Genomic DNA, 14,140 nt, shown 5'->3' with positions numbered 1-14,140 from the left:
TTGCTTATTTCCCAAGTAGCACGGGGCCCGAGAAATCCCGTGTGAATCTGGCGGGACCACCCGCTAAGCCTAAATATTCCCTGGTGACCGATAGCGGATAGTACCGTGAGGGAATGGTGAAAAGTACCGCGGGAGCGGAGTGAAATAGTACCTGAAACCGTGTGCCTACAAGCCGTGGGAGCGTCGCATGCAAGCTTGCTTGTATGTCGTGACTGCGTGCCTTTTGAAGAATGAGCCTGCGAGTTTGCGGTGTGTTGCGAGGTTAACCCGTGTGGGGAAGCCGTAGCGAAAGCGAGTCCGAATAGGGCGGTTTAGTAGCGCGCTCAAGACCCGAAGCGGAGTGATCTAGCCATGGGCAGGTTGAAGCGGAGGTAAGACTTCGTGGAGGACCGAACCCACCAGGGTTGAAAACCTGGGGGATGACCTGTGGTTAGGGGTGAAAGGCCAATCAAACTCCGTGATAGCTGGTTCTCCCCGAAATGCATTTAGGTGCAGCGTCGTGTGTTTCTTGCCGGAGGTAGAGCACTGGATAGGCGATGGGCCCTACCGGGTTACTGACCTTAGCCAAACTCCGAATGCCGGTAAGTGAGAGCGCGGCAGTGAGACTGTGGGGGATAAGCTCCATGGTCGAGAGGGAAACAGCCCAGAGCATCGACTAAGGCCCCTAAGCGTACGCTAAGTGGGAAAGGATGTGGAGTCGCAGAGACAACCAGGAGGTTGGCTTAGAAGCAGCCACCCTTGAAAGAGTGCGTAATAGCTCACTGGTCAAGTGATTCCGCGCCGACAATGTAGCGGGGCTCAAGCGTACCGCCGAAGTCGTGTCATTCACATAATAGCCCCAACGGGTGTGTGGATGGGTAGGGGAGCGTCGTGTGCCGGGTGAAGCAGCGCCGGAAGGTAGTTGTGGACGGTTCACGAGTGAGAATGCAGGCATGAGTAGCGATACAAACGTGAGAAACGTTTGCGCCGATTGACTAAGGGTTCCTGGGTCAAGCTGATCTGCCCAGGGTAAGTCGGGACCTAAGGCGAGGCCGACAGGCGTAGTCGATGGACAACCGGTTGATATTCCGGTACCCGCTTTGAAGCGCCAAACATTGAATCAGGCGATGCTAAGTCCGTGAAGCCGCCTTTGATCTCTTCGGAGTGATGGGGAGTGGTGGAGCCGACGGACCAGACTTGTAGTAGGTGAGTGATGGGGTGACGCAGGAAGGTAGTCCAGCCCGGGCGGTGGTTGTCCCGGGGTAAGGGTGTAGCCCGAGAGATAGGCAAATCCGTCTCTCATATAAGGGTGAGACCTGATGCCGAGCCGATTGTGGTGAAGTGGATGATCCTATGCTGTCGAGAAAAGCCTCTAGCGAGTTTCATGGCGGCCCGTACCCTAAACCGACTCAGGTGGTCAGGTAGAGAATACCGAGGCGTTCGGGTGAACTATGGTTAAGGAACTCGGCAAAATGCCCCCGTAACTTCGGGAGAAGGGGGGCCATTTCCGGTGATGGAATTTACTTCCTGAGCTGGGGGTGGCCGCAGAGACCAGCGAGAAGCGACTGTTTACTAAAAACACAGGTCCGTGCGAAGCCGTAAGGCGATGTATACGGACTGACGCCTGCCCGGTGCTGGAACGTTAAGGGGACCGGTTAGCTCCATTTCGGTGGGGCGAAGCTGAGAACTTAAGCGCCAGTAAACGGCGGTGGTAACTATAACCATCCTAAGGTAGCGAAATTCCTTGTCGGGTAAGTTCCGACCTGCACGAATGGCGTAACGACTTCTCGACTGTCTCAACCATAGGCCCGGTGAAATTGCATTACGAGTAAAGATGCTCGTTTCGCGCAGCAGGACGGAAAGACCCCGGGACCTTTACTATAGCTTGATATTGGTGTTCGGTTCGGCTTGTGTAGGATAGGTGGGAGACTGTGAAGCATGCACGCCAGTGTGTGTGGAGTCGTCGTTGAAATACCACTCTGGTCGTGCTGGATGTCTAACCTGGGTCCGTGATCCGGATCAGGGACAGTGTCTGGTGGGTAGTTTAACTGGGGCGGTTGCCTCCTAAAGGGTAACGGAGGCGCCCAAAGGTTCCCTCAGCCTGGTTGGCAATCAGGTGTTGAGTGTAAGTGCACAAGGGAGCTTGACTGTGAGACCGACGGGTCGAGCAGGGACGAAAGTCGGGACTAGTGATCCGGCGGTGGCTTGTGGAAGCGCCGTCGCTCAACGGATAAAAGGTACCCCGGGGATAACAGGCTGATCTTCCCCAAGAGTCCATATCGACGGGATGGTTTGGCACCTCGATGTCGGCTCGTCGCATCCTGGGGCTGGAGTCGGTCCCAAGGGTTGGGCTGTTCGCCCATTAAAGCGGTACGCGAGCTGGGTTTAGAACGTCGTGAGACAGTTCGGTCCCTATCCGCTGTGCGCGTAGGAATATTGAGAAGGGCTGTCCCTAGTACGAGAGGACCGGGACGGACGAACCTCTGGTGTGCCAGTTGTTCTGCCAAGGGCATGGCTGGTTGGCTACGTTCGGGAGGGATAACCGCTGAAAGCATCTAAGCGGGAAGCCTGCTTCGAGATGAGTATTCCCACCTCCTTGAGAGGGTAAGGCTCCCAGTAGACGACTGGGTTGATAGGCCAGATATGGAAGCCGGGTAACCGGTGGAGTTGACTGGTACTAATAGGCCGAGGGCTTGTCCTCAGTTGCTCGCGTCCACTGTGTTGGTTCTGAAGTAATGAACCAGTGCTGTTCTTTGAATACAGCATGTCCGGTTGTTATCTTCATAGTGTTTCGGTGGTTATTGCGTTAGGGAAACGCCCGGTTACATTCCGAACCCGGAAGCTAAGCCTTTCAGCGCCGATGGTACTGCAGGGGGGACCCTGTGGGAGAGTAGGACGCCGCCGAACAATTTTTAGAGAAAGCCCTGTTGGGGACTCCGGTCCCCAACAGGGCTTTTTCGCTTTGTAGGGTGGCCTCATGCGCTATGACTTGATCATCTTTGACAACGATGGTGTCCTGGTCGACAGCGAGCCGATCGCCAACCGCATCCTCGCGGCCTGTCTCACCGAACTGGGCCACCCGACCACCTATGAGGAGTCGGTTCGCGACTACATGGGGTCGGCCATGCACCGGGTTCATGATCTTGTCCAGGAGCGCTACGGGCGGCCGCTGCCGCCGGACTTCGACGCCACGTACTACAGCCGGGTCTTCGCCGCCTTCCGCCGGGACCTGAAGCCTGTCGCCGGTGTGACCGAGGTGCTGGAGAAGCTGCGGGCCGACGGGGTCCCGTACTGCCTCGCGTCCTCCGGCAGCCATGAGCGGATCCGGGTCGCCCTGCACGCGACCGGTCTGTACGAACACTTCGACGAGGGACGCATCTTCAGCTCGCAGGACGTGGGACGCGGCAAGCCCGCCCCCGACCTGTTCCAGCATGCTGCCCGCACCATGGGGGTCGCCCCCGACCGGTGTGCCGTCGTCGAGGACAGTCCGCTCGGCGTCCAGGCCGCCGTCGCCGCCGGGATGGACGTCTACGGCTTCACCGCGATGACGCCCGCCGCCGAACTCGCCCAGGCCCGCGCCCGCTTCGCCGACATGACGGAGCTGCCGGGGCTGCTCGCCTAGCCGCCCGCAGCAGGCCGTCGCACCCTGCCGTACCTCTACCCACAGGTTGTGGAGAGCCGTACGCTCCTCACCCATGACACAGACGCCCCCAGAGGCACGGCTGCGGCACGGCCGGGCTTCGGTGGCCGTCAGCTTCTTCGTTCAAGGCTCGGTCTTCGCTCTGCTCGTGACGCGGATTCCGGCCCTCCAGGACCGGTATGGAATCTCCGACGCGGCGCTGCCGGTCTTCCTCGCCGCCGTACCCGTCCTCGCCGGGCTGGGGAGCGTCGGCACCGAGTACCTCGTGCGGCGGCTCCGGCCGAGCGTCGTGCTGCGCTGGGTCCAGCCGGTGGTCTGCCTCGCCCTCCTGGTCGCCGGGTCGGGCAGCACGCTCTGGCAACTCGGCGTCGCCCTCGCCGTGTTCGGGCTGTCCGTCGGCGCCCTCGACGCGTCCATGAACATGCTCGGGGTGAGCCTCCAGCGCGCTTATGGACGCAGCATCATGCTCGGCTTCCACGCCGCGTACAGCCTGGGCGGGATCGTCGGGGCGTCGCTCGCCTGGGTAGGTGCGCACGAGGACCTGTCCCTTACAGCGCTGTACGCGCCGCTGGTCGCCGTACTGGTGCCGGTCGCCCTGGCCGCCAGCCGCTGGTACGTGGACGGGCCCCGCCCAGCCGAGGCCAGTTCCAGCGAGGCCAGTTCCAGCGAGGCCGGTTCCGGCGGCGTCGGCCCCGGCGAGGCCGGTCCGAGCCGGCCCGTCGCGATGAACGCGCTGCTGCCCCTCTGCCTGGTGATGGCGTTCGCGTACATCGGTGATTCCACGGTCTCCAACTGGAGCGCCAAGTATCTGGAGGACGTCCTCCACAGCTCCGAGCAGCTCGCGACCGTCCCGTACAACGTCTACATGGTGACCACGCTCGTCGGGCGGACCTTCGGCGACCTGGCCGTGCGGCGCCTCGGCGCGGTCAGGGTGGTGCGGGCCGGGGCGGTGCTCGCGGCCGGCGGGTTCGCGGTGGTGGCGGTCGCTCCCGGCGCGTGGGCCGGGCTGCTCGGCTTCACGCTGCTCGGGTTCGGCCTGTGTGCGATCGTGCCGCAGACCTTCGCCGCCGCCGGGCGGCTGTTCCCCCAGTCCTCCGACGCCGCTGTCGCACGTCTGAACATCTTCAACTACGTGGGCTTTCTCGTCGGCTCGCCGCTCGTGGGGGCCTTGGGCGGGGCGTGGAGCTATCGGGGCGCGATGCTGGTGCCGATGGTGGTCGTGCTGGCGACGCTGCTGTACTCGCGTTCGTATCTGATGGAGCCCGCCCGATACGGTGGCGGGCATGAGCGGCCGCGCACAGTTGATGTGGGATGAGGCAGTCACCGGCTATGACTTCGGCGCCGGGCACCCGATGGACCCGGTGCGGCTCGCGCTGACCATGGGACTGGTCCGGGCGTACGGGCTCGATCGGGCCGCCGACGTGGTCGCCGCCCCGCCGGCGGGCGAGTCGACGCTGCGGCTGGTGCACCGCGCGGACTACATCGAGGCGGTACGGCGCGTCTCGGCCGATCCGAAGAGCGCGGACGGCTCGTACGGGCTGGGCACCGCGGACGATCCGGCGTTCGCCGGTATGCACGAGGCGTCGGCGCTGATCGCCGGTCAGTCGGTCGGGGCGGCCGAGGCGGTCTGGCGGGGTACGGCCGAGCACGCGGTGAACTTCGCGGGCGGGCTGCACCACGCCATGCCGGGGGGCGCGTCCGGATTCTGCGTCTACAACGACGCGTCCCTGGCGGTGGCGCGGCTGCTGGAGCTGGGCGCGGAGCGCGTGGCGTACGTGGATGTGGACGTGCATCACGGCGACGGGGTGCAGGCCGCGTTCTGGGATGACCCGCGGGTCCTGACGATCTCCCTGCACGAGCACCCGCGCACGCTGTTCCCGGCCACCGGCTGGCCCGAGGAGACCGGCGGCGAGGCGGCCCCGGGCGGGGCGGCGAACGTGGCGCTGCCCGCCGGGACCGGGGACGGGGGATGGCTGCGGGCCTTCCACGCGGTGGTGCCGGAGCTGCTGGCGGCCTTCCGGCCGCAGGTGCTGGTCACCCAGCACGGCGCCGACACGCACTTCGAGGATCCGCTCGCGCATCTGGCGGTGAGCGTGGACGCGCAGCGGGCGGTCGCGGAGAGCTGCCACGACCTGGCGCACCAGTACGCCGACGGACGCTGGGTGGCGCTCGGCGGCGGGGGATACGCGGTCGTGGAGGTCGTACCCCGCACCTGGACGCATCTGGTGGCCATCGCGGCGGGCAGGCCGGTGGCGCCGGAGTCCGAGGTGCCGCAGGAGTGGCGGCAGGAGGTGTACCGGCGGACGCGGCAGATGGCGCCGCTGCGGATGACGGACGGTCGGCAGCCGCGGTGGCGGGACTTCGCCGAGTCGGGGTACGACCCCGGGGACCGGCTGGACCAGGCGATTCTGGCGACGCGGCGGGCGGTGTTCCCGCACCACGGGCTGCTGCCGTAGCGGGGCGTCACCAGGCATCAGGGGCGGCGTCGCGGTGGCCGCGTCGGCTCGCGGGGTTCGTGCGTTACGCCAACCGTGGGGGAATCGGGTATTCCGCGACCTGTGGGGCGGGTGATCCGCCAGCATCGGTGGGGTGCTGAGTACGGCCGCGCTGCGTGCGCATCTGCTGGCGGCGCGGCTCGCCGGGCCCGTGGCGACGACCCGTGAGCGGAGCCTGCGCCGCTATCGGCTGTTCGCGGCGCGGGACCCGCGCGCGCTGATCGGTATCGAGCCCGAACGTGATTGGTCGTTTATCGAATTACTCCATTTGATGGGCGACAGGTGTGGCGTCTCGATCGATCCGCGGCTGACGTCCGGCCATGATGTGATCGATCCGGATCGCACGATCGAGGCGCTGGACGCCTTCGCGGGCCGGCTGCGGGCGGCGGCGGTGGATGCGGTGCCCGTGCTGATCGGCACCGGGCATCCCCATCGACTCCTGGGCTTCTACGCCTCGTTGGCCGCGGCCCTCTCGGCGGCGGGCTGTTGTGTCCTCACTCCGGCGCAGGGGCGATGTATCGACATAACGACCCGGTTCGGGCTACGCACGCACCACCTCGCCTACGTACGAGGAGTCGCGCTGGTGCGCGAACCCGGCGTGCGCGCGGCGGGGAGTGAGCCCGGCGCCCACACTCATTCCCCGCTCCCGGTCCGCATCGCCCTGGCCTGTGCCGCCGAGGCCGGCAGCCCCTTGCCCGGACTGGTCATCGGGGACCACGGATGGGTCTGCGGGGCAGGTCAGCTGGGCATTGAGGCCATCGGGCTGGCGGACAGCGACGACCCGGCGCCGTTCGTCGGGCAGGCCGAGGGGCGGGTCTCCGTCGTCGTTCCGCTCGACGACACTGCGCGGTCCGACTGCTACCGGCCGCTTACTCGCTATGTACTCAATCGGGCATGTCTGTCACAGTAGGCGTGCGATCGCTACTCCTCTTCCTCACTCGCATCACCCGCCCCTAACCTGGGGAAGAGCGCGCATGCGAGCAGGAGTCACCGGAGGGGAAGCCGGTGCCCGACATGTGCGGAAGGTTCAGGTGTGTCATGGCTGCTGACCAGAGGCCTCTGAACGAGGTCGTGTTCCTGACCGTGGCGGAAGTCGCCACGGTGATGCGAGTCTCCAAGATGACCGTGTACCGCCTGGTGCACAGCGGTCATCTGCCGGCGATCCGAGTGGGGAGGTCCTTCCGGGTGCCGGAGCAAGCGGTTCATGATTACCTCCGCGAGAGCTATGTGGGGGTGGAGTCGGCCTGACGACACCCCTCGGATTACGTCGTTCGCCCGGTGCCGGGTAGGCTGGCCCGATGTAGGTCGTGTGGGCTCGGACGCCCCGCACCGAGTGAATCGAAGTGAGCGAGGGTAGTCGTGGGCTCTGTTATCAAGAAGCGGCGCAAGCGGATGGCCAAGAAGAAGCACCGCAAGCTGCTCAAGCGCACGCGCGTCCAGCGTCGCAACAAGAAGTAAGCGGCACTGAGCACGCCTCGCAGCCCTTCCACCGCACCTGGTGGGAGGGCTGCGGTGTTGTGGGGTGCCCTTGGGCCGCGGCCCTTTCAGCCGTTCGGCCTCCCGCGCGAGGCGGTCGGCCGTTCAGCCCTCCGGCGTGAAACGTCGCGTATTGGTGCCGCCGGGTCATCGTGGGGCAACACCCAGCCGATACGGTGATCGACACAGCCCGGTCCGGGGATTCGGGCGAGGTCGGAAGAAAGGCGCTGATCTTGGGGAAGGTCGTGCTCGTCACCGGAGTCGCACGTCAACTCGGAGGCCGCTTCGTACGGCGGATCCAGCGGGAACCCGACGTCGACCGGGTGATCGGCGTGGATGCCGTCCCGCCCGAGCACCACCTCGGCGGTGCCGACTTCGTCCGGGCCGACATCCGGCAGCCCACGATCGGCAAGCTGCTCGCCGAGACCAGCGTCGACACCGTGGTCCACATGGACGTCAACGGCACCCCGCTCGGGTCGCGCGGCAGCCGCACCACGGTCAAGGAGACCAACGTCATCGGCACCATGCAGCTGCTCGGTGCCTGCCAGAAGGCGCCGTCCGTGCGGCGGCTGGTGGTCAAGTCCAGCACCAGCGTGTACGGCTCCGCGCCCCGCGACCCGGCCGTCTTCAGCGAGAACACGCCGCCGAAGTCGCTGCCCAGCGGAGGCTTCGCGAAGGACACCGTCGAGGTCGAGGGATACGTCCGCGGCTTCGCCCGGCGCCGCCCCGACGTCGCCGTGTGCGTACTGCGCTTCGCCAACATCCTCGGGCCGTGCGCGGACTCGCCGCTCGCCGAGTACTTCGCGTTCCCGGTCCTCCCCACCGTCGTCGGCTACGACCCCCGGCTGCAGTTCGTGCATGAGGAGGACGCCATCGAGGTGCTGCGCATCGCCGCCTCCGAGGCGCGCCGGGGCACCCTCAACAGCGGCACCTTCAACATCGCGGGCGACGGGGTGCTGCTGCTCTCCCAGGCCGCCCGGCGACTGGGCCGCCCCACTCTTCCGCTGCCCCTGCCGGCCCTCACCTGGGCCCGTACCGCGCTGCGCTTCGTCGGTATCACCGACTTCTCACCCGAACAGGTCCGCCTGCTCACCCACGGCCGTGTGGTCGCGACCCGGCAGATGCGCGAGACACTAGGTTTCGAACCGAAGTTCAGCACCGCCGACGCCTTCGAGGACTATGCGCGCGGCCGCGGCCCCGGACTGCTTCCGCCCGAGGCCGTCGCCCGTGCCGTCGACCGGCTCGCCTCGGTGCTGCCCGTCGCCCGTACCGCCGACCGCGGCCAGGAGTGAGGAGCGAACCCATATGGCGGATGCCAAGGTCATCCCGTTCGGCGAGGAACCGCGGTCCCGGCGGCGGCCCGGCCCGGCGTCGGGCGGGTGGAGCGGCGGCCGGACCCCGAGCCCGCTGAAGCCGGTGCCCGCGCAGCGCGACGAGGACGTACTCGACGGCACGCCCAAGGGCCCCGGCGCGGCACCGGAGCCCGGGACGGACCCGCACCAGGCCGGTTCCGACGCTCCCGCGGGCGGCTGGGAACGGAAGCTCGCGCGCGGGCTGAACTTCCTGCGCCGCCGGATCACCGGCGACTACGAGGTAGATGACTTCGGGTACGACCGCGAGCTGACCGACCACGTCCTGATGTCGCTGCTCCGCCCGGTGTACGAGAAGTACTTCCGGGTCGAGGTGAAGGGCCTCGAGAACATCCCGGCCACGGGCGGCGCGCTGGTGGTCGCCAACCACTCCGGGGTGCTGCCGCTCGACGCTCTGATGCTTCAGGTGGCGGTGCACGACCATCACCCCGCCGAACGCCATCTGCGGCTGCTCGCCGCCGACCTGGTCTTCATGCTGCCCGTCATCAACGAGCTGGCCCGGAAGGCGGGCCATACGCTGGCGTGCGCCGAGGACGCCCAGCTGCTGCTGGAGCGGGGCGAGGTGGTCGGCGTGATGCCCGAGGGCTTCAAGGGCCTGGGCAAGCCGTTCGCGGAGCGGTACAAGCTCCAGCGCTTCGGGCGCGGCGGGTTCGTGTCGACGGCGCTGCGCGCGGGGGTGCCGATCGTGCCGTGCTCGATCGTGGGGGCGGAGGAGATCTATCCGATGGTCGGGAACGCCAAGACGGTCGCCCGGCTGCTGGGCTTCCCGTACTTCCCGGTCACCCCCACGTTCCCGCTGCTGGGGCCGTTGGGCGCGGTGCCGCTGCCGACGAAGTGGACGATCCAGTTCGGCGAACCCATCCCGACGGACGGACACCCGCCGGAGGCGGCGGACGACCCGATGCTGATGTTCAACCTGACGGACCAGGTGCGCGAAACGATCCAGCACACGCTGTACAAGCTGCTGGTGCAGCGCCGGTCGGTGTTCTTCTGACGCGGGTGACGCGGGAGGACGCACGCGTGGGGGCCCGCTGCTCATGACGAGCAGCGGGCCCCGTCTCCCGTGCTAGCGCGTGTCCTCGCCGCCGAGTCCGAGTCCCGGCAGGAGCCCCGGGAGCAGCGGCGGGATCGTCACATCCGGCTTCGGCTGGGTGCTGCTGTCCCCGGTGCTTCCGGCCGACGGCAGCGGGAGGCCGGCGTCGCGCGGCGGGTCCAGGAGGCCGTCCGCGCCCGCGATCAGGCCTGGTCTCTCCTCGCCGCCGGACGGGGACGGGCTGGCACTCTGGCCCGTGCCCTGGGACTCGCTCGCGCCGGCGGAGGGTGACGGCGGTGTGAGCCCACCGTCGCGGTCCGCCCCGGCGCTCCGCGCCGATGCGCTGCCCGACGTGCCGTCGGAGGTGCCGCGCGCCGCGCCGGGGGCGGTGGGCAGCAGCGACCGCAGCGGGCCGACCTCCTGGTCTATGGCGGCGAAGACCGAACTCACCTCGTGGCTCACGTCCGTGAGTTGCACGGGCAAGGCGTCGCGCAGCCGACCCCAGCTGTCCCGGTGGGACTTGGCGAAGGAGCTCAGCGTCTGGATGGGGCCGAGCGAACCGTCGTGGGCGTATGCCTTGTGCAGCAGGCGGTGGCCCTCGGCGGCGTCGTGCCGCATGCCGGACAGGGCCCTGCGGACCTCGCCCAGTTCCTCGTGGTCCAGCCGACCGGAGCGGGCGCGCTCCATCAGCCGCCGGGCTTCGCTCATCCGGGTCGACGCCTGGTCGAGATAGATCCGGCCGCGGTCCACGTCGCTGTCCGCCAGGTTCAGCTTGAGGTCTTCCATGCCGCGCTTGAGGCCGTAGAGCGTGTCGCCGGGCAGGGCGTCCGAACTGGCCGCGGCGACCCCGCCGAGGGCTCCCGCGGCCACCCCGACCGTGAGTCCGCCCGCCGCGAGCCCTCTGGACCAGCGGGACCGGGGCCGGAATCTGGCGAGTGGCTTCGTCCTGCGGGTGCCTTTGCCGTCGCGCTGCTCGGGGACGCGCGACCCGCGTTCGGCGAATGCCGCTTCCATCGCGGCGATCAACTCTGCCCGCTGCGTGGTCCTGACTTCGGGGTCCAACTCCGGTGCCGGCAACTCGCCGAGCCCGCTCGCCAGGGCCAGCAGCCGTGCGCGCTCGGCTTCGTCCGCCGGTGCGCCGGGCCGCCCGGCCATCGTGCCCTGGGGGTCCTGATGCTGGTCCTCCAGGGCCTCCAGGGCCTGGGCGAAGGCGTTCGCCCGCCGGTGCGCCGATACCTTCGCGATCACAGGCGGCACCTCCTCTCGTCATCATGGCGCTGGACTCCCCCGGACACCCGGAAGGTTGCACACTCTGGACGTGGCCACTCGATCGAGTGAGTGGCTGCGGGCAGAGTGTGGACCGCAGGGAGCCTGCATTCCGCACAACGAGCGGCGCAGCACCGGGGTTACGCACTCCGGATGAGCGGGCCGCGCGTGCCGGGGCCGTTCAGCGGGCGTCGTCCGGGAGGAGCCGGGCCAGTGTACGGACGGCCCGGTACTGGAGGGTCTTGATCGCGCCTTCATTCTTGCCCATGACCCGCGCGGTCTCGGCGACCGACAGGCCCTGGAGGAAACGGAGGGTGACGCACTCCTGCTGCTGGGGGTTGAGCTTGCGGACCGCCTGGAGCAGGGCGGCGTTGGACAGGGACTCCAGGACGGAGTCCTCGGGGCTCCGCTCGACCTCGTTGGCGTCGAGCATCTCCCCGGTGGTGACCTCCAGTCGGAAGCGGCTGGACTTGAAGTGGTCGGCCACGAGGTTGCGCGCGATGGTCACCAGCCAGGCACCGAAGTCGCGGCCCTGCCAGGTGAATGTGCCGATCCGGCGCAGGGCGCGCAGAAAGGTCTCGCTCGTGAGGTCCTCGGCCGTGGCCCGGCCGCCCACGCGGTAGTAGATGTAGCGGTAGACGGTGTCGGCGTACTGGTCGTAGAGGCGGCCGAACGCCTCGGCCTCGCCGGACTGGGCGCGCTCGACCAGATCCATCATCCGGCGGCTGTCGCTGTCGACGGTGGGGCGGCGGGTGGTTGTGGTGGTGGCGCGGGCCCGTCGGCCGACCGCCGCGCTGCTGTCCGCCAGGGCGTAACAGGGGCTGGCGGCGCCGACGGGCGCGGGTGCGGCGAGGGCGGGGACGGCGTACGCGGTGGGGACAAGTGCGCGCAGACAGCCGGAGACTGTCGCACGGAGCGTAGCCAGGCCCGAGGTGTCAACCCCGACGTGTGGGTACACGGGACTCCCAGAGGCAGAGCTTCCATCACGTGCAGTGCGGGACCGTTCACCCGTCGTAGGGACGTGTGGGTACCGGTTGCGTCTGAGGAGAATAACGCTTCGTACAGGCGACGCTACACCCAGTTGCTCAAATCATCGTTTCCGCCCGCTCCGTTACCCAATGGCGTTCGGTCAAGTACCAGAAGTTGAACGGGAATTGATCGAAACGATTCGTGATCTGCCTGGATGCGTGGCGTGTTGTGGTAAACCGCGGTCGGCGCGACTGGCATGGCCGTGGCGGGGTATGAAGGAAAGATTGACTGATTCCGCTCAGGGGTGGCGGGACCTCGGTGGTTCCGCGTCAACTGATCGCGACGACGGCCGTCAACATGACGAACCAGCAGGTCGGCGGCTCGGCGGCGTGGTGAGGCGGCGGGCTGACGGGGCCTCGGGGCGCAGGGTGCGCGTCAGCGCCTGCGGCGGTGCACCGCCACGGCGGCCGCCGCGCCGCCCGCCAACGCCCCCACTCCGGCCGCCGCCGGGATGCCGATCCTGGCCGCTTTCCGGCCCGTACGGTAATCGCGCAGCCGCCACCCTTGTTCACGGGCGTGTCGGCGCAGTCGGGCGTCCGGATTGATCGCGTAGGGATGTCCGACGATGGACAGCATCGGGATGTCGTTGGAGGAGTCGCTGTACGCCGCGCAGCGGGACAGGTCCAGCCGCTCGGCCGCGGCCAGCGCGCGCACCGCCTCGGCCTTCGCGGGCCCGTGCAGCGGCTCGCCGACCAGCCGGCCGGTGTAGACGCCGCCGACCGACTCCGCGACCGTGCCGAGCGCGCCGGTCAGGCCGAGCCGCCGGGCGATGATCGTCGCTGTTTCGACGGGGGCGGCGGTGACCAGCCACACCTTCTGCCCGGCGTCCAGGTGCGCTTGGGCCAGGGCGCGGGTGCCCGGCCAGATCCGCTCCGCCATGTACTCGTCGTAGATCTCCTCGCCGATGGACATCAGCTCCGAGACCCGGTGGCCCTTGACGATGGAGAGGGCGCTGTTGCGGGCGTCCTCCATGTGCGCCGGGTCCTCGACTCCCGCGAGCCGGAACCAGGTCTGCTGCCAGGCGAAACGTGCCAGCTCGCGCTTCTGGAAGAAGTGCCGCTTGTACAGGCCGCGGCCCAGGTGGAAGATCGCGGCGCCCTGCATCACGGTGTTGTCGAGATCGAAGAACGCGGCGGCGCGGGCGTCGCCGACGACCGGGAACTCGGCCTTCTTGGCCTCCTCGGCCCGCTCTGCCGCCGGGCGGGGCTCTCCGGCGGCCTCCTGCGCGGACTTGCGCGCCGCCTCAGCCGCGGCTTCGCCCGCCAGCACGCTGCGTGCCGTGGCGGATCGCCTGCGGGTCAACCATCCGAGTGCGCCCATGGCGCGAGCATAGCCAGTCTGTTCGGTTGATCCGGAGCCGGTGGGGATGCGACCGTGTGAACTTTGCGCGCCTCATACGGGCCTGCGTGCGGCGTCCGTGCCTGCGTGCGGCGTACGGGTCCGTCCGGGCGTGGGCCCACCCGCCGCCCATGTGCGCGGGCCACCCGCCGCCATGTCCGCCGGCCGCCGTCAGCCGCCCAGCGCCCTGCGCAGCCGCTGCGGGTCCACCCGCCAGAAGTCGTGCTGCTCGCCGTCGACGAGAATCACCGGGATCTGCTCCCAGTACTTGCGGTGCAGCTCCGGGTCCTCGGTGATGTCCTTCTTCTCCCATGCGGCGCCCAGCTCGCCGCACACCTTCTCGATGACGGCCTGTGCGTCGTCGCACAGATGGCAGCCCGGCTTGCCGATCAGCGTCACCGTGCTGTCGGCGGGGTTCTTGCGGGCGTTGCGGCGCAGCAGCGGACTCATGCGGACCATTGTCGCCTGCGTCGCCGTGTTCGAGAAAACGCTTCCGTTTCGACTACCATCGTGG

General features: G+C 67.9%; 12 protein-coding genes and 2 rRNA genes (1 of these 14 running past the window's edge). 10 read left to right on the top strand and 4 right to left on the bottom strand.

Annotated elements, in window-relative coordinates; all coding sequences use genetic code 11:
* From ACQUSR_RS14085 to ACQUSR_RS14040, 10 genes are all read left to right on the top strand, one after another.
* Nucleotides 1-2,680: ribosomal RNA gene (locus ACQUSR_RS14085) — 23S ribosomal RNA — on the top strand; it begins 444 nt to the left of the window's first position.
* An 89-nt stretch (nucleotides 2,681-2,769) separates the two neighbouring features.
* A 5S ribosomal RNA gene (gene rrf / locus ACQUSR_RS14080) occupies nucleotides 2,770-2,886 on the top strand.
* A gap of 70 nt (nucleotides 2,887-2,956) precedes the next feature.
* A complete protein-coding gene (locus ACQUSR_RS14075) occupies nucleotides 2,957-3,601 on the top strand; it encodes an HAD family hydrolase (RefSeq protein ID WP_431042908.1) in 645 nt (214 codons plus the stop codon).
* A 73-nt stretch (nucleotides 3,602-3,674) separates the two neighbouring features.
* Entirely contained in the window at nucleotides 3,675-4,934 is a 1,260-nt protein-coding gene (locus tag ACQUSR_RS14070) for an MFS transporter (protein ID WP_431042907.1), read from the top strand.
* A complete protein-coding gene (locus ACQUSR_RS14065; RefSeq protein ID WP_431042906.1) occupies nucleotides 4,903-6,075 on the top strand; it encodes an acetoin utilization protein AcuC in 1,173 nt (390 codons plus the stop codon). The genes ACQUSR_RS14070 and ACQUSR_RS14065 overlap by 32 nt, the downstream gene beginning before the upstream one ends.
* Nucleotides 6,076-6,208: 133 nt before the next feature.
* The gene (locus ACQUSR_RS14060) at nucleotides 6,209-7,024 is read left to right on the top strand and encodes a phosphatase (protein ID WP_431042905.1); all 816 of its coding nucleotides are present in this window, start codon (nucleotides 6,209-6,211) and stop codon (nucleotides 7,022-7,024) included.
* A 128-nt stretch (nucleotides 7,025-7,152) separates the two neighbouring features.
* Nucleotides 7,153-7,362 carry a helix-turn-helix domain-containing protein gene (locus ACQUSR_RS14055; RefSeq protein WP_014144137.1) on the top strand — a complete coding sequence of 70 codons (210 nt, stop codon included), beginning with the start codon at nucleotides 7,153-7,155 and terminating at the stop codon, nucleotides 7,360-7,362.
* Nucleotides 7,363-7,473: 111 nt separating this feature from the next.
* Entirely contained in the window at nucleotides 7,474-7,572 is a 99-nt protein-coding gene (locus ACQUSR_RS14050; RefSeq protein WP_003948845.1) for a 30S ribosomal protein bS22, read from the top strand.
* Between the two features lie 251 nt (nucleotides 7,573-7,823).
* The gene (locus ACQUSR_RS14045) at nucleotides 7,824-8,882 is read left to right on the top strand and encodes an NAD-dependent epimerase/dehydratase family protein (RefSeq protein ID WP_431042904.1); all 1,059 of its coding nucleotides are present in this window, start codon (nucleotides 7,824-7,826) and stop codon (nucleotides 8,880-8,882) included.
* 13 nt (nucleotides 8,883-8,895) lie between these two features.
* Nucleotides 8,896-9,954, top strand: a complete 1,059-nt coding sequence (locus ACQUSR_RS14040) for a lysophospholipid acyltransferase family protein (protein ID WP_431042903.1) — start codon at nucleotides 8,896-8,898, stop codon at nucleotides 9,952-9,954.
* A 72-nt stretch (nucleotides 9,955-10,026) separates the two neighbouring features.
* On the opposite strand, the gene ACQUSR_RS14035 is transcribed toward ACQUSR_RS14040, so the two are convergent.
* From ACQUSR_RS14035 to ACQUSR_RS14020, 4 genes are all read right to left on the bottom strand, one after another.
* The gene (locus ACQUSR_RS14035) at nucleotides 10,027-11,241 is read right to left on the bottom strand and encodes a DUF5667 domain-containing protein (protein ID WP_431042902.1); all 1,215 of its coding nucleotides are present in this window, start codon (nucleotides 11,239-11,241) and stop codon (nucleotides 10,027-10,029) included.
* Between the two features lie 199 nt (nucleotides 11,242-11,440).
* Complete coding sequence (locus ACQUSR_RS14030) at nucleotides 11,441-12,217, bottom strand: ECF subfamily RNA polymerase sigma factor, BldN family (protein ID WP_431042901.1); 777 nt, start codon at nucleotides 12,215-12,217, stop codon at nucleotides 11,441-11,443.
* A 446-nt stretch (nucleotides 12,218-12,663) separates the two neighbouring features.
* Entirely contained in the window at nucleotides 12,664-13,608 is a 945-nt protein-coding gene (locus tag ACQUSR_RS14025) for an HAD family hydrolase (RefSeq protein WP_431042900.1), read from the bottom strand.
* 189 nt (nucleotides 13,609-13,797) lie between these two features.
* Nucleotides 13,798-14,076, bottom strand: a complete 279-nt coding sequence (locus tag ACQUSR_RS14020) for a glutaredoxin family protein (RefSeq protein ID WP_431042899.1) — start codon at nucleotides 14,074-14,076, stop codon at nucleotides 13,798-13,800.
* Nucleotides 14,077-14,140 lie beyond the last annotated feature (64 nt).

The sequence above is a fragment of the Streptomyces sp. P1-3 genome (genome assembly GCF_050613155.1).
Taxonomy (GTDB): Bacteria; Actinomycetota; Actinomycetes; order Streptomycetales; family Streptomycetaceae; genus Streptomyces.
Note: the sequence above shows the minus strand (reverse complement) of the source record. Positions and strands in the feature narration are given on the sequence as shown.